This is a genomic window from Sphingomonas sp. (assembly GCF_035910975.1).
GTDB lineage: Bacteria > Pseudomonadota > Alphaproteobacteria > Sphingomonadales > Sphingomonadaceae > Sphingomonas.
Window position 1 is genome coordinate 204,440 of sequence record NZ_JAMHWM010000005.1, and the last position, 21,579, is coordinate 226,018.

24 protein-coding genes are annotated in these 21,579 nt (G+C 68.8%); 11 read left to right on the forward strand and 13 right to left on the reverse strand.

What is annotated here, in order from left to right:
- Positions 1-64: 64 nt before the first annotated feature.
- Genes VYI76_RS01020 through VYI76_RS01030 form a run of 3 tightly spaced genes read right to left on the reverse strand, consistent with a single transcriptional unit; the run spans position 65 to position 2,741 of the window.
- Positions 65-355 (reverse strand): hypothetical protein, encoded by a 291-nt coding sequence (locus tag VYI76_RS01020; protein ID WP_326522904.1) that lies wholly within the window; start codon positions 353-355, stop codon positions 65-67.
- A gap of 13 nt (positions 356-368) precedes the next feature.
- The gene (locus VYI76_RS01025; RefSeq protein ID WP_326522973.1) at positions 369-1,376 is read right to left on the reverse strand and encodes a glycerophosphodiester phosphodiesterase; all 1,008 of its coding nucleotides are present in this window, start codon (positions 1,374-1,376) and stop codon (positions 369-371) included.
- A 60-nt stretch (positions 1,377-1,436) separates the two neighbouring features.
- Entirely contained in the window at positions 1,437-2,741 is a 1,305-nt protein-coding gene (locus tag VYI76_RS01030) for a hemolysin family protein (RefSeq protein WP_326522905.1), read from the reverse strand.
- Positions 2,742-2,875: 134 nt separating this feature from the next.
- Here VYI76_RS01030 and VYI76_RS01035 point away from each other — a divergent pair, with 134 nt between their 5' ends.
- Entirely contained in the window at positions 2,876-3,544 is a 669-nt protein-coding gene (locus tag VYI76_RS01035) for an OmpA family protein (RefSeq protein ID WP_326522906.1), read from the forward strand.
- A 6-nt stretch (positions 3,545-3,550) separates the two neighbouring features.
- On the opposite strand, the gene VYI76_RS01040 is transcribed toward VYI76_RS01035, so the two are convergent.
- Genes VYI76_RS01040 through VYI76_RS01050 form a run of 3 tightly spaced genes read right to left on the reverse strand, consistent with a single transcriptional unit; the run spans position 3,551 to position 4,449 of the window.
- Positions 3,551-3,979 carry a nucleoside deaminase gene (locus VYI76_RS01040; protein WP_326522974.1) on the reverse strand — a complete coding sequence of 143 codons (429 nt, stop codon included), beginning with the start codon at positions 3,977-3,979 and terminating at the stop codon, positions 3,551-3,553.
- Between the two features lie 54 nt (positions 3,980-4,033).
- Positions 4,034-4,216, reverse strand: coding sequence for a YqaE/Pmp3 family membrane protein (locus VYI76_RS01045; protein ID WP_326522907.1), 183 nt, complete (start codon positions 4,214-4,216; stop codon positions 4,034-4,036).
- Positions 4,213-4,449, reverse strand: coding sequence for a hypothetical protein (locus tag VYI76_RS01050; RefSeq protein WP_326522908.1), 237 nt, complete (start codon positions 4,447-4,449; stop codon positions 4,213-4,215). The genes VYI76_RS01045 and VYI76_RS01050 overlap by 4 nt, the downstream gene beginning before the upstream one ends.
- Positions 4,450-4,607: 158 nt before the next feature.
- On the opposite strand from VYI76_RS01050, the gene rpmB reads away from it, so the two are divergent.
- On the forward strand, positions 4,608-4,904 hold the full coding sequence (gene rpmB / locus VYI76_RS01055) for a 50S ribosomal protein L28 (RefSeq protein WP_326522909.1): 297 nt from the start codon (positions 4,608-4,610) through the stop codon (positions 4,902-4,904).
- Between the two features lie 43 nt (positions 4,905-4,947).
- Here the strand turns inward: rpmB and VYI76_RS01060 are convergent, their stop codons facing one another.
- Complete coding sequence (locus VYI76_RS01060) at positions 4,948-5,958, reverse strand: esterase-like activity of phytase family protein (protein WP_326522910.1); 1,011 nt, start codon at positions 5,956-5,958, stop codon at positions 4,948-4,950.
- A gap of 165 nt (positions 5,959-6,123) precedes the next feature.
- Here VYI76_RS01060 and VYI76_RS01065 point away from each other — a divergent pair, with 165 nt between their 5' ends.
- Positions 6,124-6,519 (forward strand): glycine zipper 2TM domain-containing protein, encoded by a 396-nt coding sequence (locus tag VYI76_RS01065; protein WP_326522911.1) that lies wholly within the window; start codon positions 6,124-6,126, stop codon positions 6,517-6,519.
- 464 nt (positions 6,520-6,983) lie between these two features.
- On the opposite strand, the gene phbB is transcribed toward VYI76_RS01065, so the two are convergent.
- The 3 genes from phbB to VYI76_RS01080 are packed head-to-tail and all read right to left on the reverse strand — an operon-like array spanning position 6,984 to position 10,904.
- Entirely contained in the window at positions 6,984-7,706 is a 723-nt protein-coding gene (gene phbB / locus VYI76_RS01070; RefSeq protein ID WP_326522912.1) for an acetoacetyl-CoA reductase, read from the reverse strand.
- Between the two features lie 31 nt (positions 7,707-7,737).
- Positions 7,738-8,742 carry a ferrochelatase gene (gene hemH, locus VYI76_RS01075; protein WP_326522913.1) on the reverse strand — a complete coding sequence of 335 codons (1,005 nt, stop codon included), beginning with the start codon at positions 8,740-8,742 and terminating at the stop codon, positions 7,738-7,740.
- Positions 8,739-10,904 (reverse strand): xanthine dehydrogenase family protein molybdopterin-binding subunit, encoded by a 2,166-nt coding sequence (locus VYI76_RS01080; protein ID WP_326522914.1) that lies wholly within the window; start codon positions 10,902-10,904, stop codon positions 8,739-8,741. Before VYI76_RS01080 ends, hemH begins: the two co-directional genes overlap by 4 nt.
- Before the next feature lie 285 nt (positions 10,905-11,189).
- On the opposite strand from VYI76_RS01080, the gene lgt reads away from it, so the two are divergent.
- The 7 genes from lgt (at position 11,190) to VYI76_RS01115 (ending at position 18,268) form a co-directional block, all read left to right on the forward strand.
- Entirely contained in the window at positions 11,190-12,068 is an 879-nt protein-coding gene (gene lgt / locus VYI76_RS01085; protein ID WP_326522975.1) for a prolipoprotein diacylglyceryl transferase, read from the forward strand.
- Positions 12,065-13,129, forward strand: coding sequence for a class I SAM-dependent methyltransferase (locus tag VYI76_RS01090; protein WP_326522915.1), 1,065 nt, complete (start codon positions 12,065-12,067; stop codon positions 13,127-13,129). The genes lgt and VYI76_RS01090 overlap by 4 nt, the downstream gene beginning before the upstream one ends.
- Entirely contained in the window at positions 13,126-13,641 is a 516-nt protein-coding gene (locus tag VYI76_RS01095; RefSeq protein ID WP_326522916.1) for a GNAT family N-acetyltransferase, read from the forward strand. Before VYI76_RS01090 ends, VYI76_RS01095 begins: the two co-directional genes overlap by 4 nt.
- Positions 13,638-14,408, forward strand: coding sequence for a peptidoglycan editing factor PgeF (gene pgeF, locus VYI76_RS01100; protein ID WP_326522917.1), 771 nt, complete (start codon positions 13,638-13,640; stop codon positions 14,406-14,408). Before VYI76_RS01095 ends, pgeF begins: the two co-directional genes overlap by 4 nt.
- 43 nt (positions 14,409-14,451) lie before the next feature.
- Entirely contained in the window at positions 14,452-15,771 is a 1,320-nt protein-coding gene (locus VYI76_RS01105; protein ID WP_326522918.1) for a cystathionine gamma-synthase family protein, read from the forward strand.
- 175 nt (positions 15,772-15,946) lie between these two features.
- Positions 15,947-16,900, forward strand: a complete 954-nt coding sequence (locus VYI76_RS01110; protein ID WP_326522919.1) for an isopenicillin N synthase family dioxygenase — start codon at positions 15,947-15,949, stop codon at positions 16,898-16,900.
- Positions 16,901-16,978: 78 nt separating this feature from the next.
- A complete protein-coding gene (locus VYI76_RS01115) occupies positions 16,979-18,268 on the forward strand; it encodes a homoserine dehydrogenase (RefSeq protein WP_326522920.1) in 1,290 nt (429 codons plus the stop codon).
- A 149-nt stretch (positions 18,269-18,417) separates the two neighbouring features.
- Here the strand turns inward: VYI76_RS01115 and VYI76_RS01120 are convergent, their stop codons facing one another.
- A complete protein-coding gene (locus VYI76_RS01120) occupies positions 18,418-18,747 on the reverse strand; it encodes a hypothetical protein (protein ID WP_326522921.1) in 330 nt (109 codons plus the stop codon).
- 81 nt (positions 18,748-18,828) lie between these two features.
- On the opposite strand from VYI76_RS01120, the gene glpX reads away from it, so the two are divergent.
- Entirely contained in the window at positions 18,829-19,797 is a 969-nt protein-coding gene (glpX, locus tag VYI76_RS01125; protein ID WP_326522922.1) for a class II fructose-bisphosphatase, read from the forward strand.
- A gap of 31 nt (positions 19,798-19,828) precedes the next feature.
- On the opposite strand, the gene VYI76_RS01130 is transcribed toward glpX, so the two are convergent.
- Both VYI76_RS01130 and VYI76_RS01135 read right to left on the reverse strand, forming a co-directional pair.
- Positions 19,829-20,590 carry an ABC transporter permease gene (locus tag VYI76_RS01130; RefSeq protein WP_326522976.1) on the reverse strand — a complete coding sequence of 254 codons (762 nt, stop codon included), beginning with the start codon at positions 20,588-20,590 and terminating at the stop codon, positions 19,829-19,831.
- The gene (locus tag VYI76_RS01135; RefSeq protein ID WP_326522923.1) at positions 20,590-21,525 is read right to left on the reverse strand and encodes an ABC transporter ATP-binding protein; all 936 of its coding nucleotides are present in this window, start codon (positions 21,523-21,525) and stop codon (positions 20,590-20,592) included. Before VYI76_RS01135 ends, VYI76_RS01130 begins: the two co-directional genes overlap by 1 nt.
- Between the last annotated feature and the right edge of the window lie 54 nt (positions 21,526-21,579).

Sequence of the window (21,579 nt, forward strand, 5' to 3'; positions counted from 1 at the left end):
GCGCCAACCCGAGGAAGTCAGGTGCGACTGGACCCCGGCCTGCGCCGGGGAACCTGTCCGTGCGCTACCGCACCCGCGGATCGTAGCTCGCGCGATAGCCGTCATAAGGGCCGCAGCCCTCGGGGTCCTTGCGACAGCGCTTTTCCCACGCGCGGCGTTCCTTGCCCTCCCGCTCCTCGGCCTTGCGCATCTTGCGGCCATAGTTGCGGTCGGCCTCGTCCTGGCTGGTGGTCGCCCAGTCCGCCGCCTGCCCGACCGCGCGGACCGGCAGGGTGACGACGTCGACAGCGGTCCTGGCGATACAGCCCGACAGGCCGAGCGCGGCGACCGGCAGGATCAGGAACGGGATACGCATGGACACCGGCCTTTCAGCGCGCGCGCCGGCGTGCGTCGCGGGCGTGCACCCCATCTAGCGGAAAATCGGTGAAAAAACCATCGACGCCGAGTTCGAGATAGCGTGCGATCTCCTCGTCCAGCCGCCCGTGAGCGCGCGGATCGAGCCCGGAACGAAGCGATGCCGGCAGGAAGGCATTCTCCGCCCTGAACGTCCAGGGATGCACCTTCAGCCCCGCCGCATGCGCATCGGCGACCAGGCTAGTCGGCACGGCCTCGCCGTCGCGGATCATCGCCTTGGCCGGGCCGATGCCGTAGGCGTACGCAGCGACCGCCTTCAGCCCCTCGGGCGTCGTCATCGCGGCATAGCTCGACACGGCGCCGTCGGAGGGCGCCCCCTTCGCATCCATCAACTGGATCAGCCGCACCGCCGTCCTGCCCTTCAGCCGCTTCAGGTTGTCAACCTCGAACGACTGTATGAATACCGGCGCGTCGGCGCGATCCCAGCCCACCTTCTTCAGTTCGGCCAGCAGCGGCGTGTCGGTCTCCAGCCCGATCGATACGAAATAGCTGGGGTGCTTGGTTTCGGGATAGACGCCGACGCCGTGCTTTCGCGCCAGCGCGACCACCTCGGCGAAGGTCGGCACCTCGTACAGGCCGTCGTGGTCAGTGCCGCGCAGCAGCGGCAGGCGTTCCTTCGCGCGCAGGGTCTTCAATTCGGCGAGCGTGAAATCCTCGGTGAACCAGCCGGACACCTGCGCGCCGTCGATCGTCTTCGTCGTCCGCCTGCCTGCGAATTCCGGGCGTACTGCGACATCGGTCGTCTCCGAAATCTCGTTCTCGTGCCGCGCGACCAGCACGCCGTCCTTCGTCGGCACCAGGTCGGGTTCGATGAAGTCCGCGCCCTGCTCGATCGCCAGCGTGTAGCTCGCGATGGTGTGCTCGGGCCGCAGCCCGCTCGCGCCGCGATGGGCGATGACGATGGGATCCTGCATCGCCGCAGCCTGCCCCGGGGCGATCAAAAGCGCCAGCAGGCCCAGCATCATCGTCGCGGCGCCCGGGCGTTTCGAAATCATCATCCGCCCCTCCGCCGCCGGTTCAGGTCAGTCGTTGCGGCTGACCAGCAGCTTGTCGATCTTGCGCCCGTCCATGTCGACGACCTCGAAGCGCCAGCCCTGCGTCGCGAACACCTCGCCCTCCTCGGGCAGGCGCTTCAGGATGGCGAGCGCCAGCCCGGCGACGGTCGCATAGTCGCGGTCCTCGTCGAGATCGAGGCCGAGGCGTTCGGCCAGCGCATCGGCCGGCATCGACCCCGAGACCAGCAGCGAGCCGTCCTCGCGCTCCACCACCGAGCGTTCGGTGCCGATGTCGATGTCCGAGGCGAATTCGCCGGCGATCGCGGCGAGCAGGTTGGCGGGCGTCACCACGCCTTCGAAATGACCGTACTCGTCGTGGACCAGGCCCATCGGCACCTCGGCGCGGCGCAGCACGCCCAGCGCGTCCATCGCGTCGAGCTGGTCGGGCAGTACCGGCGCGACCTTCATCAGCGCGCGCAGGTCGAGCGGCACGCCGCGCACCAGCGCCTCGACGATGTCGCGCGCCTGGACGACGCCGATCACCGCATCGACCGATCCCTCCGCCACCGGCAGGCGGGTGTGCGGCGATTCGACCAGCCGTGCACGCAGGTCCACCTCGGCCAGATCGGCATCGAGCCATTCGATGTCGGTGCGCGGCGTCATGACCTCGCGCACCGGGCGGTCGGCGAGGCGCACGACACCCGAGATGATCGAGCGTTCATGCTCCTCGATCACGCCGGATTTCGATGCTTCGGCGACGATCAGGTGGAGTTCCTCCGCCGTGACCTGATTTTCCGATTCGCGGTTCAGCCCCAGCAGGCGGAAAACGAGGCCGCTGGTCGAATCGAGCAGCGAGACGACCGGCTTGGCCGCGACCGCCAGCCACGTCATCGGCAACGCGACCAGCGACGCGATCGGCTCCGGGCTGCGCAGCGCGAACTGTTTGGGCACCAGTTCGCCGACGATCAGCGACGCGAAGGTGGTCAGGCCGATGACGATCGCGAAGCCCAGATTCTCGGCCAGGGCCGGCTCGACTCCCAGCGCCTCGATCCGCGCGGCGGTGGGCGTGCCCAGGCTGGCGCCCGAATAGGCGCCGGCGAGGATGCCGATCAGGGTGATGCCGATCTGGACGGTCGACAGGAATTTGCCCGGGTCGGCAGCCAGCGCGATCGCGGCGGCCGCACCGCGCTTGCCGGACTTCGCCAGCGCCTCCAGCCGCGCCTTGCGCGCCGAGACGATCGCGAGTTCGCTCATCGCGAAGACACCATTGAGCGCGACGAGCGCGAGGATGATCGCGACGTCGATCCAGGGAAAGGGGGGGAGCGCGCTCATGGACGTGGTCGTTGCCTCCTTACGCAGGAAGCTGGCATTTACACAACCGTCTCGTCACCTCGCGTTCAGTTCACAGGCGGAACAATAGGCCGCAGAGGCGGGTTGGGGCGCCGAGAGCCAAAAAGGAGGACCATATGATTCGATCGAAGCTGCTGCTGGGTGCGGCGATTGCCACGATGGCGCTGACCAGTGCCTGCGTGACCAACCCGGAAACCGGCGAACGCACCATTTCCAAGGCCGCGATCGGCGGCATCGGCGGCGCGGTGGGCGGCTATCTGCTCGGCGACCTGGTCGGCGGCAGGCGCGACCGCACCGAAAAGATCGTGGGGGCCGGCATCGGCGGCCTCGCCGGCGCCGGGATCGGTGCTTACATGGATCGGCAGGAGCGCGACCTGCGCCAGCGCACCGCCGGCACCGACGTGCAGGTGACCCGCCAGGGCGACGATCTGGTGCTCAACATGCCGGCCGGCATCACCTTCGCGTTCAACGACGCCAGCGTGCAGCCGCAGTTCCGCCCGACGCTCGATCAGGTCGCGGGAGTGCTGGCGCAGTACAACCAGACCTATGTCGACGTGTACGGCCACACCGATTCGGTGGGCAGCGACGCCTACAACCAGACCTTGTCCGAACGCCGCGCGGCCGCGGTCGCAGACTATCTGGCCGGTCGCGGCGTTCAGTCCGCGCGCCTCGGCACCCGCGGCTTCGGCAAGACCCAGCCGGTCGCCTCGAACGATACCGAGACGGGCCGCGCCGCCAACCGCCGGGTCGAGATCAAGATCGTGCCGGTCACCCAGGGCGCCTGACGACGATCACCGCCGCGCCGCGAAGAAATCCTTCAGCAGCGCGGCGGCCTCGCCCTCGCCGATGCCGGAATATACCTCCGGCCGGTGATGGCAGGTCGGCTGGCCGAAGACGCGCGGGCCATGTTCGACGGCCCCGCCCTTCGGATCGGCGGCCGCATAATAGACCCGCGCGATCCGGGCATGGGCGATCGCCCCGGCGCACATCGCGCACGGCTCCAGCGTGACCCACAGGTCGCAGTCCTCCAACCGGTCGCGGCCCAGCGCCTGAGCGGCGGCACGGATCGCCAGCATCTCGGCATGGGCGGTCGGATCGCTCAGCCGGCGCGGCGCGTTGGCGGCGGTCGCGATCACCGCGCCGTTCCGCACGATCACCGCGCCGACCGGCACTTCGCCCATCTCGGCGGCGGCGCGCGCTGCGTCGATCGCGGCGCGCATCGGGACTGGCAGGGGAAACATAGCTCCAGCCTTACGACAGGCCGGGCGCCGGTGTCATGCCGGGACAGCGGGTTCGGGCCGCAGCACGCTCCACAACGCGAAGATCAGGCCCGGCACGAAGGCGATCAGGGTCAGCGCGACGGCGGTCCAGAACTCCGCCCCCGCCCCGCGCCTCAGATAGACGCCGAGCGGCGGCAACAGCAGCGCAGCGACGATCCGGCCCGGCGTAGCGGTCACTTCGGCGCCGCGGCCCTCTCCACGCCGTCGGCCTTTTGGACCTCCACCCTGGGCACAGCGATCGTCTTGTTGACGGTGCCGACGTCGATCGTCCCGACGTCCACCTTGGGCGCCTGCCCGCCCTCGACCGCTACGCGCGGCAGGCTACCACCGCCGATCGAAACCATCCCCAGCAACATCAGCACGATCAGCACAACGGCGGCCAGGCCGACCAGAACCAGCAACGCACGCATGACATATCCTCCCTGGGCGAAATCGAATCGGTCGCGTAACCAAACGCGGCACGGGCCGGCTGGTTGCACCCCGCGACGGCAGAATCGGTTGACGCCTACGCCACCGCAGGCTAGGGGCGCGGCCTTTCCGGGAAACCGTAGACACAGGATTTATAGCGATGTCGCGCATTTGCGAGCTGACCGGCAAGGGCCGGCAGGTGGGCCACAATGTCTCCCACGCCAACAACAAGACCAAGCGCACGTTCCTGCCCAACCTGCAGAACGTCACGCTGATCTCGGACGCGCTGGGCAGCAGCGTGCGTCTGCGCGTGTCGACGCACGGCCTGCGCTCGGTCGAGCATAACGGCGGTCTCGACAACTGGCTGCTGAAGACCGGCGACGACAAGCTGTCGCTGCGCGCGCGCCGCCTGAAGCGCGACGTCGCCAAGAAGCTGTCCGAGACCAAGGCGGCGTAAAGCCCCTTTCCCGTTCGGGATTTCGCGAAACGCCGTCCCGGCCCTATCGGCCGGGGCGGCGTTTGCTTTGTGCGGGAGCCGGCAGGTCCAGCCGGAACTTCAGCAGCAACGTGCGCTGGAACAGGCTGGGCGGATTGTCGTCCGACGCGATCCACACGATCGTCGCACCGCCCTCGCGCGTCACCGCCAGCGCCTCGAAATTGTCGTGGATCACCGGCCCCGCGAAGTGCGCCAGCTCGGCCGGGCGAATCGCGACGCCGGGGCGGATGCGCGAGATGTCGGCGAGCAAAAGCCGCGCGGTGAAGCCGCCTTCCAGGCTCGCGCGGCGCGCCAGGACGAGCAGCCGGCCGTCGGGCAACTCGACCGCCTCGGTCGCGCGATAGCCGGGCGGCGTGACGAGGCGGAACGCCATGCTGCGCGCGGCGGGATCGGTCGGATCGCGGTCGAACAGCAGCGCCTGCCTGCCCCCGCCCTTCGCCCATGCGCTCTCCGACAGGATGACGAAGCGGCCCGACGCCAGCCGCGCCATCGATTCGGCGCCGCCGTTGAGCGGCCAGTCCGCCATCTCCACCGGCGCCCGCGCGCGAATCGCCCGGTCGAGCACCGGCGTATAGAGCCAGACCGCATTCGCGCGCTCGAACCCCACCCACACGCGGCCGGTGGCCGGGTCGACCGCCATCGATTCGCTGTCGCGGTCGCGCTTTTCCCATCCGCGCCCCGGGCCATCGGGAAGCCGGCCGAAGGCGAGATCGCTCGGCTGCATGTCGTCGTCCATCGTGAAGGCGAAGGTCAGCCCGCCGTCCGACAGCAGGCGAAACCGCGTGCCGGACACGTTCATCGCCGAAAATCCACCGAACGCCGGATCACGGCTGCTCAACTGGACGCCACCAAGGTAGGTGAGCGGGCCAATCGTGCGGCGGGCGGGATCGCTGCGCACCAGATCGACCGGCTTCACCGTCACCCGCGGCGTGCCGCTGTAGAGCGGCATGCGCTCCAGCCCGCTCCACGACGGGGTGAGCAGCAGGATCAACAGGATGAGGGCGAGGACGCGCATGGACGCCCCCGCTCTTACCCGCCCGCGCCCGAACCGGAAGCGGTTTCGCTGAACGGGGGATAACAGCCGCATTCAGCATCGCGCCACCGGGTTTGTGCGAATCAGTCGATTGTCGAGGGCGGACGAGTCGCACCGCCGCCGAACGAAGACGCGAGGAGATGAACCATGTTTAAGAAACTTTCGCTCGCCGGCGCCGCGTTCGCGATGGGTGCCGCGTCCCTGATCCCCGCCACGCCCGCGATGGCGCAGCGGTATGACCGCAGCTACGGCTATGACCGCGGCTACGGCCAAGACCGCGGTTACAATGACTACGGCTACCAGAACCGCGGGTATCGCGGTCAGGATCGCCGTTACTACAACAGCCGTGCGCAACATCCGTGCAAGGACGGCGACGGCGGCACCGCGATCGGCGCGATCGCCGGCGGCCTGGCCGGCCACACGCTGGCCGGACGCGGCGGCGACCGGACGCTCGGCGCGATCCTGGGCGGCGCGATCGGCGCGATCGCCGGCCGCGCGATCGACAAGTCGGATCCGCCGCAGGGCTGCCGCCGGTCGCGCTAAGGCGCGTCGCCCCGGCGAAAGCCGCGGGACGGCGCCGGTGCGCGAAGCGCAGAGCGCGACGCGACCGGCGGGTCGCCAGACCCGACCGACGGGCAGCGGCTCCGCCGCTGCCCCACCCGCCAGAGTTTCACAATTTTCCCGCCGGGTGGCGTAGCGGCGGGAAACCATCCCCCGGGTGGCGTATCGGGGGCACGGGTCGGTTCCGAAAGGAGCCGGCCCGTGTTCGTTGTGATCGAAGCGAATGCTGACGCGCGAAGCGCGCGATCACAACCGGCCGGCGGGCATAGCCCGGCCGACGACGGCGGCTTTGCCGCCGGCGCTGACTGGCACACGGATTCCGACCCACTGGCCCCGACGCGGGAGTGAATCCCGCGTCGTCGGACGGCGCCTACAGCGCCGCCGGCCGTGCCGGGCGCTGCGCGGCTTGCCGCGCATCGGCGCGAACACAGTCGCGCCTGCGCCCGTCAGTACATATGCTGTCCGCCGTTGATGCTGAGCGTCGAGCCCGTCACGAACCCACCTTCCTCGGAACACAGGAACGCGACGCCCCGCGCGATTTCGGTCGCCTGGCCCAGCCGCCCGACCGGGATCTTCGCCACGATCTTCTCCAGCACGTCGGCCGGCACCGCCGCGACCATGTCGGTATCGATATAGCCCGGCGCGATCGCGTTCACCGTGACGCCGGCCCGCGCGCCTTCCTGCGCCAGCGCCTTGGTGAAGCCGTGGATGCCGCTCTTGGCCGCGGCATAGTTGACCTGGCCGTACTGGCCCGCCTGGCCGTTGATCGATCCGATGTTGACGATCCGGCCCCACTTGCGCTCGCGCATGCCGGGGAAAGTCGCCTTCGCCATGTTGAAGCAGCCACCCAGATTGGTGTCCATGACGTCCTTCCACATCTGGTAGGTCATCTTCAGGATCGTGCCGTCGCGGGTGATGCCGGCGTTGTTGACCACCACATCGACCGGGCCCAGTTCGTCGGCGACCTTCTGGCAACCGGCCTGACAGGCATCGAAATCGCCGACGTCCCACTTGTAGGCGGCGATGCCGGTCCGCCCGGTGAATTCGCGCGCGCGCTCGTCGTTGCCAGCGTAATTGGCCGCGACGGTCATCCCCATATCCTTCAGCGCGACGCTGATCGCCTCGCCGATTCCGCGCGTGCCCCCGGTGACGATCGCTACACGTGCCATGGCATCTCTCTCCCTTTGTTCAGACTCAAGGCTAGGCAACGTCCACCCAGCCCGCAAGCTCCCGCGAGAGGATCGTACGCAGCATCGCGACGCCGCGCTCGCTGGCGTTAAGACAGGGCAGATAGGCGAAATGGGTTCCGCCGGCCGTGATGAAGCTGTCCCGGCCGCGAATCGCCAGTTCTTCCAGTGTTTCGAGGCAATCGGCCGAGAAGCCCGGCGCGACGATCGCCACCTTGCGCCGGCCCTCGCCCGGCAGCGCGTCGAGCACCCGATCGGTCGCCGGTTCCAGCCATTTCGCGCGCCCGAACCGCGACTGGAAGGTGATGGTCAGCTCGCGGCCCAGCGCCTCGCCCAGCAGCCGCGCGGTCTTCACGCAATGGCAGTGATAGGGGTCGCCCAGCTCCAGCGTGCGCTGCGGCATGCCGTGGAAGCTGGCGAGCACCACGTCGGGCACGAAATCGAGCGCGGCAAGCCCCTGCTCGACCGACGCCGCGAGCGCGGCGATATAGGCCGGATCGTCGTGATAGGGCGGCAGCGTGCGCACCGCCGGCTGCCAGCGCATCGCGCCCAGTGCAGCGAACGCCTTGTCGTTGGCGGTAGCGGTCGTCGCCGCGCAATATTGCGGATAGAGCGGCGCGATCAGGATACGCTGACATCCGGCCGCCTTCAGCGCCGCCAGCCGGTCGGCGATCGCCGGATTGCCATAGCGCATCGCCCAATCGACGATGACGCCGTCGCCGAACGCATGGCGGAGCGCGGCCGCCTGCGCGGCGGTGATCGCGGCGAGCGGCGATCCGGCATCGCTCCACACCTGCTGATAGGCGTGCGCCGATTTCTTCGGCCGGGTGTTGAGGATGATCCCGCGCAGGATCGGTTGCCAGAGGAGCTGGGGGATTTCCACGACGCGGCGATCCGACAGGAATTCGCGCAGATAGCGCTTCACCGCACGAGCATCGGCCGCGTCCGGCGTGCCGAGATTGACCAGCAGCACCCCGATTTTGGAGGCGAGCACGGGCGGATGGCCTGCGGGCGTCACAGCGGCAGGGTCCGCAGCCGCCGGCCGGTCGCGGCGAAGATCGCGTTGGCGAGTGCGGGCGCGACAACCGGAATCGCGATCTCGCTCGCACCGCCGGGATCGGCGTCACTCTCGATCAGTTCGATCGTGATGTCGGGCGTGCCGGCGAGGCGCGGCGGTCCGAGGTCGCGGAATGATCGCACATCGGCGAGTCCGCCGGAGAAGCCCGTCGTCGCGCCGGTCGCCACGGCGATCCCCTGGATCAGCCCGCCCTCGATCGCCTGGCGGACGAGGTCGGGGTTCACCGCACGTCCCACATCGACCGCCGCGACCATCCGGTCGATACGCGGCACGCCGCCGTCGCCCAGTCCACCCTCGACCATCAGCGCGACGAACGATCCGCGCATCGCATGCGCCGCGATCCCTTGTCCGCTGCCGGCCACCCCGCCCTGCCAGCCCCCGAGCGAGGCGACCGTCGACAGGCACCTCGCGAGGCGCGGGGCGCCGCCGAGCATCGCGATGCGATAGGACAGCGGCTCGGCATCGGCCTTGCGCGCCAGTTCGTCGAGGAAACATTCGGTGAAGAAGCAGTTGGCGACATGCGCCCCGCCCGGCATCCAGCCGACCGGAACGCCGACATCGGCGGAATGGTGATCGACCGCCCAGGCCGGCAGGCGGTAGGCCGGCGACGCGCCATCCACCGCCACCGGATCGCCATCGGGCGCGAGGACGGCCGCCCTGCCCGAAAGTCGTTCGCGCAGGATGCGCCCAAGCGGCGGCGTCGCGATCGCCGCGTGCCACCCGGTGATCGCCCCCGCCGGCCCCAGCTTCGCCGTCATCCGGCCGATCGCGGGCGGACGCACCGGCGTCTGCATCAGGCTTTCGGCGCGCGACCAGGTGACCTGCACCGGACGCTTGAGCTCGCGGGCGATCAGCGCGGCCTGTTCGGCGATCTGCACCTCCAGATTCGCGCCGAACGATCCGCCCGCCATCATCGGGTGCAGCACGACGTTGCCGACGGGGATGCCCAGCAGCCGCGCCGCCGCCTCGCGCGCCAGCATCGGCGCCTGGCTCGCCATCCACAGCAGCAGTCGGCCGTGCTCGAAGCTGGCGGTGGCGGTCACCGGCTCGATCGCGCCCGGCACGCCACAGGCGACGCGGTAGTCCGCGCGGAACACGCGCGTGGCGGCAAAGGCGGCGGCGACATCGCCCGTCCCCGCGACGCGCGCTCCCGGGGCAGCCAGCGCCGCTTCGAGCGCGGCGTTGATCGACGCATCGTCGGCGAGTGGCCCCAGCGTCTCGAATCGGGGGGCGAGCGCGCCCAGCGCGCGGTTCGCCGCCCACCAGTCGGTCGCCGCGGCCGCCACGAAACTGTCGTTGGCGATCACCTGCGTCACGCCCGGCACACGATCCGCCGCGGCGCGATCGATCCGCGTCAGCCGGCTGCCCCCCGCCGGCCCCTGGCGCACCGCGACGAAGGCCATGTTGGGCAGGCGGACGTCCCCGGCGAAATTGACGCTGCCGTCCACCTTCGACGGCGCATCCAGCCGGGGCACGGCGGCACCGGTCAGCCGCCCTTCATCGCCGACGCGCAGCGGCAGGTCGTCGGGGATATCCTCGTCTGCCGCCGCCACCGCCAGTTCGCCGAACCGGGCGCGCTGCTTGCCCAGAATCACGAACCCATCCACGGTCGTGCATTGTTCCCAGTCGCCACCCCAGCGTCGGGCCGCCGCCTTGCACAGCAGCGAGCGGGTCGCCGCAGCCGCTTCGCGCAGCGGCGTCTCGAATCGGCGGATCGAGGAAGACGCTCCGGTCAGCATCGGCGCCTCGCGGCCGAGCCATGCATCGGGGCCGGCCGAGGGGCCGAATATCGCGTCGGCCGCCAACGGATTGACATAGAGCGCGCCCTGCGGCGATGCCTCCACCCCCAGGGTGCGCCAGTCCGCGCCGAGTTCGTCCGCGACGATCTGGGGCAGCGCGGTATAGACGCCCTGCCCATGTTCGCACTGCGGCACCGCGACGACGATATGGCCGTCGATGCCGATCTTGATCCAGCCGCCGAACGCCGTCTCGCCCTCGGCCACCGGCAACCCGGCACGATGCTCGCGCGGCCACACCGCCCAGGCGACCGCCAGCCCCGCCGCCGCCCCGCCCACCATCAGCGCGCGGCGGCTAACCTGCATGGCCCGTGCCTTCCGTGTCGCCCGTCTCGTGTAGGCGGCAGACAGGCGATCGTCCGGGCGTGTTCCCCGGCGAAAGCCGGGGTCCAGGTGCCGGTCGGTCTTGTCTGTCGCCCATCGCCCGATACCGGGCCCCGGCCGTCGCCGGGGCACGGCCCGGAACCGGCGCGAAACTTACCTGCGGAGGCGATCGGTCGTTCATCTGAACCCGCTCTATCGCCGCGCCGCACCGCCCGCTAGAGCAAGGCGCGACACCATCGTTCGGGAAATCGGCCCTTGCTCCTGCCCATGCTCGCCGCCGCGGTCACCGACACCGCCGGCCACATCCGCTACGAAGACCTGGGCATCGGCCCCGTCGCCCTCGATCTCGGCGTGTTCACGCTCAAATGGTATTCGCTGGCCTATATCGCCGGCATCCTCGTCGGCTGGTGGTATCTGCTCCGGCTGCTCGCCCAGCCGGGTGCGCCGATGGCGCGGCGCCATGCCGACGACCTCGTCTTCTACGCGACGCTCGGCATCATCCTGGGCGGGCGGATCGGCTATGTTCTGTTCTACCAGCCGCAGATGATCCTGGAGCCACTGTCGATCCTGCGGCTGTGGGACGGCGGCATGTCGCTCCACGGCGGCGTGCTGGGGACGACGGCCGCGATCATCCTGCTGGCGCGCAAGCATGGGCTCAACTGGCTGCGCATCCACGATTATGTCGCCTGCTGTGCCCCGTTCGGGCTGTTCTTCGGCCGCCTCGCCAATTTCGTGAACGGCGAATTGTGGGGCAAGCCGACCGATGTCGCCTGGGCAATCGTGTTCCCGCGCACGGTGGAATTCGCCGCCGATCCCGCCCGCCACCCCAGCCAGCTGTACGAAGCCTTCCTCGAAGGGCCGGTGCTGTTCGCGATCCTGTGGTATCTCTTCTGGCGCACCGACGCGCGCTATGAGCCGGGCAAGCTCGTCGGCACTTTCATCCTCGGCTACGGGGTGTTCCGCTTCATCGTGGAATTCTTCCGCGAGCCCGACGCCCAGTTCCACGGCACCTTCCTGGCGACCACGATCCATATGGGCCAGATCCTGTGCCTGCCGATGATTATCGGCGGCCTGTACCTGATCGCCACGGCCAAGGGGCGGCGCGAGCGTGTCGAGCCGATCGCGGGCGGCCCCAGCATCGCATGACCGAGCCGACCCGACAGGAAAACTCCGCCGCGGACCTGCTGCCCGAACGCCTCGCTCGCGCGATCACTCTGGGCGGGGCGATCCCGCTGTCGCAGTTCATGGCGGCGGCCAACACCCATTATTACGCGACCCGCGACCCGCTGGGCGCGCGCGGCGACTTCACCACCGCGCCCGAGATTTCGCAGATGTTCGGCGAGCTGGTCGGCGCATGGATCGCCGACCTGTGGACGCGCACCGGACGCCCGCCGGCCGATTATGTGGAGCTCGGGCCGGGGCGCGGCACGCTGGCCGCCGACGCCCTGCGCGTCATGGATACCGGCGGCTTCGCGCCCGGCGTGCATTTCGTCGAAACCTCGCCCCTGCTGCGCGCCGAACAGGCGAAACGGGTGCCGGCGGCCGAATGGTGCATGGAACTCGTCGGTCTGCCCGACGATCGTCCGCTGATCGTCGTCGCGAATGAGTTCTTCGACGCGCTGCCGATCCGCCAGCTGGTGAAGACGGTGGACGGCTGGCGCGAGCGGCTGATCGCGTGCCAGGACACATTGTTCCTGCCGGTAATGGGCAACACGGTGTTCGACCCGATCATCCCGCATCACCTGCGTGATGCGGCGGAGGGATCGATCCTGGAAACATCGCCCCAGGGGGTCACGGTGATGCGCGGGCTGGCGCAACGGATCGTCGCGCAAGGCGGCGCGGCGCTGGTGATCGACTATGGCTATGAAGGCCCGGCGATCGGCGAGACGCTGCAGGCGGTGAAGGGGCACGCCCCCGCCAACCCGTTCGACGCGCCGGGCGACGCCGATCTGACCGCCCATGTCGATTTCGCGACGCTGGCGGAGGCCGCGCGAGCGGAAGGCGCGGTGGTGCACGGACCGGTCAGCCAGGGCAACTTCCTGAAGGCGCTGGGCATCGACGCGCGCGCCGCGACGCTTTCGGTCAAGGGCGGCGAAGACGTGATCGTCGCGCGCAACCGGCTGGTGAACGATGGCCAGATGGGCGACCTGTTCGGCGTGATCGCGGTCACCGCGCCCGGCTGGCCAGTGCCGGCGGGGTTCGCATGATCGCCTGTCGCGACGCCGTGCCCGGCGACGGGTGCGAACTCGCCGCGATGGCGAAACGCAGTTTCACCGACACCTTCGGCAGCCTCTATCGCGCGGAGGACCTGTCAGCCTTCCTCGACCAGGCCTTCGGAGCGGACGGACTGCCGAGCCAGATCGGCGACCCCGATTTCGCGATCCGCCTCGCGATCGACGACGGGCGCATCGTCGGCTTCGCCAAGGTTGGGCCCAACGCCCTGCCCATTCCTGACGCGGAAAACGCCAACGCGGTCGAACTCTACCAGCTCTATGTCCTTGCCTCGCACCATGGTGACGGGGCCGGGCCGGTGCTGATGGACTGGGCGATAGGGCAGGCCCGCGCGCGGGGCGCCGGCACGCTGGCGCTCAGCGTCTATGTCAACAACCACCGCGCCAAGGCCTTTTACGCGCGCTATGGCTTCGTCGATGTCGGCCGCTTCGACTTCGCGGTCGGCGACCATGTCGACGAGGACCGGATGATGGTACTCGCGCTGTGAACGTGGAGGTCATCCGCGCCGCCGCGCTGGACGGCGTCGCGCATGGTTTCCTCGGCCGTACCGGCGGCGTCTCGGACGGCGGCTATGCCAGCCTGAACGTCGGCACCGGATCGCACGACAACCCGGCCCTGATCGCGGAGAACCGCCGGCGCGCGACCGATGTCGTGCTGCCCGGCGGCCGGCTCGCGACCGTCCATCAGGTTCACGGCGCCGAGGCGGTCGCGGTACTCGAACCATTCGACGACGCGCTGCGCCCGCATGCCGACGCGCTGGTCACCGACCGGCCGGGCATCGCGCTCGGAATCCTGACCGCCGACTGCGCGCCGGTGCTGTTCGCCGATCGTGACGCCGGCGTGGTCGGGGCGGCGCACGCGGGGTGGAAGGGCGCTCTGGCCGGCGTGACCGACACGACGTTGCTGGCGATGGAGACGCTGGGCGCCGACCGTTCCCGCATCGTTGCCGCGATCGGCCCGTGCATCGCGCAGGCGAGCTATGAAGTGGACGAGGCCTTCCGCGCCCGTTTCGTCGCCGATGCGGGCGAGGCCGACCGTTTCTTCCGCGACGCCGCGCCCGGCCATGCGATGTTCGACCTCGCCGGCTATGTCGCCCACCGTCTCGCCGCCGCCGGTGTCCGCACCGTCGAGATCGTCGGCGCGGACACCTATGCCGATGAAGCGCGTTTCTTCAGCTATCGCCGCAGCACCCATCGCGGCGAGGGCGACGCGGGACGGCAGATCAGCATCATCGGGCTAACTGGTTTCGATTGATACGATCGGCTAGAACTCCGCCATACGACACCCGGAGTGGACGATGACCGACAAGACCGAAGCAGACGTGACCGGCGCCCCCGCCCCGCAGGGCAAGGGCGACCCTGGCCCGAAGACGATCGGCGGCAGGAAGCTGAAGCCTTCGACCCTGATGATGGGCCACGGCTATGATCCGATGCTGTCGGAAGGGTCGCTGAAGCCGCCGATCTTCCTGACCTCGACCTTCGTGTTCCCCAACGCCGCCGCCGGCAAGCGTCATTTCGAGGGCGTGACCGGCAAGCGGCCCGGCGGGGCGGAAGGCCTTGTCTACTCGCGCTTCAACGGCCCGAACCAGGAAATCCTGGAGGATCGCCTGGCGATCTGGGAGGAGGCGGAGGACGCGCTGGCCTTCTCCAGCGGCATGTCGGCGATCGCCACCCTGTTCCTCGCGATGGTCAAGCCCGGCGACACCATCGTCCATTCGGGGCCGCTCTATGCCGCGACGGAGACGCTGATCGGCCGCATCCTGGGCAAGTTCGGGGTGAAGTGGCTCGATTTCCCTGCCGGCGCGACGCGCGAGCAGATCGATGCGGTGATGACACAGGCGAAGGCGAACGGCGACGTCGCGCTGATCTATCTCGAAAGCCCCGCCAACCCGACCAACGCGCTGGTCGACGTCGAGGCGGTGACGGCCAGCCGCGACGCGATCTTCGGCGATGCGAGGCCCCCGATCGCGATCGACAACACCTTCCTCGGCCCGCTGTGGGCGAAGCCGATGGAGCAGGGCGCCGATCTGGTCGTCTATTCGCTGACCAAATATGCCGGCGGGCACAGCGATCTGGTCGCCGGCGGCGTGCTGGGGTCGAAGGAACACATCAACACCATCCGCCTGATGCGCAACACGATCGGCACGATCTGCGATCCCAATACCGCCTGGATGCTGCTGCGTTCGCTGGAGACGCTGGAGCTGCGGATGAGCCGCGCGGGCGAAAATGCGGCGAAGGTCTGCGCCTTCCTGCGCGATCATCCCAAGGTCGACCGCGTGGGCTATCTCGGTTTCCTGGAGAATGGCGGCGATCCGCGGCAGGCCGATATCTATCGCCGGCACTGTTCGGGCGCGGGATCGACCTTCTCGCTGTATCTTAAGGGCGGCGAGGCGGAGGCGTTCGCCTTCCTCGACAACCTCAAGATCGCCAAGCTGGCGGTCAGCCTGGGCGGCACCGAGACGCTGGCGTCGCACCCCGCCGGGATGACCCACCTGTCGGTGCCGCAGGAGCGCAAGGACGCGCTGGGCATCACCGATTCGCTGGTGCGCATATCGATCGGGGTCGAGGACGCCGACGATCTGATCGCCGATTTCGCGGCGGCGCTCGACGCGATCTGACAGGAGGCCCCCCGGCCCGTTCGGACTGAGCCTGTCGAAGCCCTGCCCTTTCTTCGGGCCGCAGGCCATGTTGCGCGCAAGAAGGACAGCTCTTCGACAAGCTCAGGGCGAACGGGATGATTTGGCTCGCTTGGGCCGCTATATAGAACCTTCGATATTCACAGGACTCGCCCCGATGCCCGATACTCCGATGGCCCAGGTTCCGCTGCTCGACATGGCCTCGCAGGCCGCCGATCCCAAAGGCTTCGCGCACGCGCTCGGCGAATCGTTCGAGCGGTTCGGCTTCGCGATGGTCAGCAACCACGGCGTGCCGGACGATGTCGTCGAACGCGCCTGGGCGATGACCAGGGCGTTCTTCGACCAGCCGGAGGAGGACAAGCGCCGGTTCTTCGTCGAAGGCGGCGGTGGTGCGCGCGGCTACACCCCGTTCAAGACCGAGATCGCCAAGGGCGCGACGCATGTCGACCTGAAGGAGTTCTGGCACGTCGGCCGCGAACTGGCGAAGGGCCACCGCTTCGAAAGCCACATGCCAGCGAACCTCTGGCCGGACCGGCCCGACGGTTTCCGCCAGACCTTCCTCGACCTGTTCAAGGCGCTGGATGATGCGGGCCTGCGCCTGCTGTCGGCGATCGCGCTGCACCTCGACCTTGACCGGGACTGGTTCGAACATGCGGTGGAGGACGGCAATTCGGTCCTGCGCCTGCTCCACTATCCGCCGGTCGCCGCAGACGCGCCCGAGGTCCGCGCCGGCGCGCATGAGGACATCAACCTCATCACCCTGCTGCTCGGCGCCGAGGAGGCGGGGCTCGAACTACTGGAAAAGAACGGCACCTGGCTTCCGGTCAAGCCGCCCGCCGGAGCGATGGTGGTCAACGTCGGCGACATGCTCCAGCGGCTGACCAACCACGTCCTGCCCTCGACCACCCACCGCGTCGTCAACCCGGCGCCCGAACGGCGCGGCTTCTCGCGTTATTCGATGCCGTTCTTCCTGCACCCCGCGCCCGATTTCATGATCGAAACGCTGCCCGGCACGATCGGCGCGGATCGCCCGAACCGCTACGAAACGCCGATCAGCAGCCATGATTACCTGCAGGAACGGCTGGTCGAGATCGGCCTCATCAAGAAGTAGCTTTTCTTGGCCGGATGCGGGCTTGTTCTGCGACCGGCTTAGCCGCTAGGCGCAATCCCCTGTAAAAGGGGGACGACCGTGACCGAACCGCTTCGCGTAGCACTGGCCGGGCTTGGCACCGTGGGCGGCGGCGTCATTCGCCTGCTCGACGCCAACCGCGATCTGATCGAGCGCCGTGCCGGCCGCCGGATCGAGGTCGTCGCCGTCTCCGCGCGCGATCGCGCCAAGGATCGCGGGGTCGATCTGTCGCGCTTCGACTGGATCGACGACACCACGGCTCTCGCCGAACACCCTGGCGCCGACGTCGTCGTCGAGCTGATCGGTGGATCGGACGGCCCCGCCCTCACCCTCGCGCGCAAGACGCTGGGCGTGGGCAAGGCGTTCGTCACCGCCAACAAGGCGATGCTGGCGCACCATGGCCTCGAACTCGCCGAGGCGGCCGAGGCGAAGGGCGCGGCGCTGAAGTTCGAGGCGGCGGTGGCCGGCGGCATCCCGGTCATCAAGGGGCTGCGCGAGGGCGCGGCGGCGAATGCGATCGAGCGCGTCTACGGCATCCTCAACGGCACCTGCAATTTCATCCTGTCAAAGATGGAGGCGGAAGGTCGCGACTTCGCCGAGGTGCTCGCCGAGGCGCAGGCGCTTGGCTATGCCGAGGCGGATCCCAGCTTCGACATCGACGGTGTCGATGCCGCGCACAAATTGTCGCTGCTCGCGAGCCTGGCGTTCGGCACCCAGCCGGCGTTCGACGACGTGGCGGTGACCGGCATCCGCCACGTGCTGGGCGCCGACATCGCCGAGGCGGCGGCGCTCGGCTACCGCGTGCGGCTGGTCGGCGTGGCGGAGGCGGACGCGGGCGGCCTGTTCCAGCGTGTCCATCCGCATCTGGTGCCGGTCGATCACCCGCTGGCGCACACCACCGGATCGCTCAACGCCGTGGTCGCCGACGGCAATTTCGTCGGCCGGCTGTTCTTCCAGGGCCGGGGCGCCGGCGACGGACCGACCGCGTCCGCCGTCGTCGCCGACCTGATCGACATCGCGCGCGGCGAATTCGGCCCGGCCTTCGCGATGCCGGCCACCGCACTCGCCCACCCCGCCCCCGCCGACGCGGGCGAACGCCGCGGCCGCGCCTATCTGCGCTTCGCCGTCGTCGACAAGGTCGGCGTGCTGGCGGAAATCGCCGCCGCGATGCGCGACGCCGGCGTTTCGATCGAGAGCCTGATCCAGCGCGGCACCTCCGCCGACGGCCATGCGCTGGTCGCGATCGTCACCCACGAAGGCCCGGAGCGCAGCGTCGCGGCGGCGCTGGAGAAGCTGCGCGGATCGCAGAGCCTGGCCGGCGAACCGATGTGGATGCATATTCTCGGCTGAGGCTGAGCGCCCGAGATCAACGCGCAGCGTTGGGCAAGGATGAGCGCCAGCCCGGCCGGCGCGCCAGAGGCGTGTCCGACGCCACGGGCTTTGCCCGTGGCCGGCCAGGGCACCCGCTTCGCTCTTAGTTCAAACCAACACGGCGAGGCTCACGGCGCCGGCTTGCGCGGCTTGAGCGTCGTCCCCGCCGCGCTGGTCGTCATTGTCACCCCGACCATGCCGCAACCGCGGAACATCAACTCGCGCCCGCACCGTTCGATCTTGTCCTCCAGCAACGCGGCGCGCTCGCGCGGCACCAGATCGCGCACCGGAACCTCGACGAACGGCACGCGGAAGCGCTTGTCCGCCTCGCGCCGACCGCACACCGTCACCTCGTCCGCCGTCCGCGCCTCGGCGCAGGGGCGTTCGGCGCGCGTCGCCTCGCGATAGGCGGCGAACGGTTCCTGCGGCGCGATCAGGAGGAGGGCAGCGATCAGCATCCGCACATCGTGCCGGGCTTTCGCAGCCTCGACAAGCCCGGCCCCCGCCGCTAGGCGGCGCGCAATATACAAGGGGATGTCATGACCGATACCGCCAGCAAGGTGCTCGACCGCGTCCTGGTGCTCGAAATGGTGCGCGTGACCGAAGCGGCGGCGATCGCCGCGTCGAAACTGGTCGGCCGCGGCGACGAGAAAGCCGCCGACGCCGCCGCCGTCGAGGCGATGCGCGCCGCGCTCAACGATCTGTACATGGACGGCACCGTCGTGATCGGCGAGGGCGAGCGCGACGAGGCACCGATGCTGTTCATCGGCGAAAAGGTCGGGTCGGCGATCGGCAAGGGGCCGCGGATCGACATCGCGCTCGATCCGCTCGAAGGCACGACGATCACCGCGAAGGCCGGGCCGAACGCGCTCGCGGTGCTGGCGATCGCGGAGGAAGGCGACCTGCTCAACGCGCCCGACGTCTATATGGAAAAGCTGGCGATCGGTCCGGGCTATCCCGAAGGGACGATCGACCTGGCGAAATCGCCGACCGAGAACGTCCATGCGATCGCCGCCGCCAAGGGTGTCCAGCCGCACGAGATCATCGCCTGCGTCCTCGACCGGCCGCGCCACGAGGCGCTGATCGCGGAGTTGCGCGCGATCGGCTGCGGCGTGATGCTGATCGGCGACGGCGACGTGGCGGGCGTGATCGCGACGACCGATCCGGAAACCACGGTCGATGTCTACATGGGTTCGGGCGGCGCGCCGGAGGGCGTGCTGGCCTGCGCGGCGCTGCGCTGCATCGGCGGGCAGTTCAAGGGCCGGCTGCTGTTCCGCAACGACGCCGAACGCTCGCGCGCGGCGAAGTGGGGCGTCACCGACCTCGACCGCATCTATGACCTGACCGATCTGGCGAAGGGCGACTGCATCTTCGCCGCGACCGGGGTGACCGACGGATCGCTGCTCGCCGGCGTCAAGCGCCGCGCGGACAGGATGACGACCGAAAGCGTGGTGATGCGCGCCTCCAGCGGCACGGTGCGCTGGGTGAAGGGCGAGCACCGGTTGTAAATTTTATTCCCTCTCCCACTGGGAGAGGGACTTAGTTCTTGAGCCGCCACCCCGTCCTAAAAATCCACGCGATCACCGCCAGGCACAGCGCGAGGAACCCGGCGGTGAAGCCCAGGCTCCACGCGATGCTGACGTCGCCCTGGCCGAAGAAGCTCCAGCGGAACCCGCTGACCAGATACACCACCGGGTTGAACAGGCTGACCGTCCGCCACGGTTCCGGCAGCATGCTGATCGAATAAAAGGCGCCGCCCAGAAAGGTGAGCGGGGTCACCAGCAGCGCCGGCACGAAGTTGAGCTGCTCGAACCCTTTCGCCCAGATGCCGATGATGAAGCCGAACAGGCTGAATGCCACGCTCGTCAGGATCAGGAACGCGACCATCGCCAGCGGGTGTTCGACGCGAAGATCGACGAAGAACGCCGATGTGGCGAGGATGATGAGCCCCAGCACCACCGATTTGGTCGCCGCCGCGCCGACATAGCCGATCACCATCTCCATCGCGGAGACGGGGGCGGAGAGCAATTCGTAGATCGTGCCGGTGAACTTGGGGAAGTAGATCCCGATAGAGGCATTGCCGATCGAATTGGTCAGCAGCGTCAGCATTATCAGGCCGGGCACGATGAAGCTGCCGTAGCTGACCCCGTCGACCGACTGCATCCGGCTGCCGATCGCGCCGCCGAACACGACGAAATACAGGCTGGTGGTGATGACGGGCGTGACCAGGCTCTGCCACAGGGTGCGCAGCGCGCGCGCCATCTCGAAGCGATAGATCGCCCAGACGCCGTGCAGGTTCATCACGCCGCCTCCTTCCGCGCGGTCAGGTCGACGAAGATGTCCTCCAGGCTCGATTTCGACGTTTCCAGGTCCTTGAACGCGATCCCCATGTCGCCCAGCTTGCGCAGCAGTGACGGAATTCCGGTCCGCTCGGCCTGCGCATCGAACACATAGCGCAAGGTCGCGCCGTCATTCTCCAGGCTGGGCGACCATTCGGCGAGTTCGAGCGGCACCGCCGTCATCGGGTCGACCAGCGCGATGTCCATCTCGCGCTTGCCCAGCTTCTTCATCAGCGCCGCCTTGTCCTCGATCAGCAGCAGCCGCCCGCCGGTGATGACGCCGACGCGATCGGCCATCTCCTCGGCCTCCTCGATGTAATGCGTCGTTAGGATGATCGTAACGCCACGTTCGCGTAAGGAACCGATCAGCTTCCACATGTCGCGCCGCAGGGATACGTCAACCCCGGCGGTAGGCTCGTCGAGGAACAATATGTCGGGTTCATGCGAAAGCGCCTTGGCGATCAGCACGCGCCGCTTCATCCCGCCCGACAATTCCATGATCTTGCTGTCGCGCTTGTCCCACAGCGACAGGTCCTTGAGCAGTTGTTCGAGATAGGCGTCATGGCCCGGCCGGCCGAACAACCGCCTGCTGAAGCGCACCGTCGCCATCACCGTCTCGAACATGTCGACCGACAGTTCCTGCGGCACCAGGCCGATCATCATGCGCGCAGGCTTAAAATCGCGGATCGCGTCGTGCCCCCCGACCGTGATCGTCCCCGAAGACGGCTTCACCACCCCGCAGATCACGTTGATGAGCGTCGATTTGCCCGCGCCGTTGGGGCCGAGCAGCGCGACGATCTCACCCTTGCGGATATCCAGATCGACCGCCTCCAGCGCGCGCTGGCCTGACGCATAAATCTTGGAAACGCCGCGGACGGCAAGGATCGGCTCGGCCATCAAACGCCCCTTTCAGCTTCCGGGAAAATAGGAGGCCGCAGCGGAAAGAAAAGC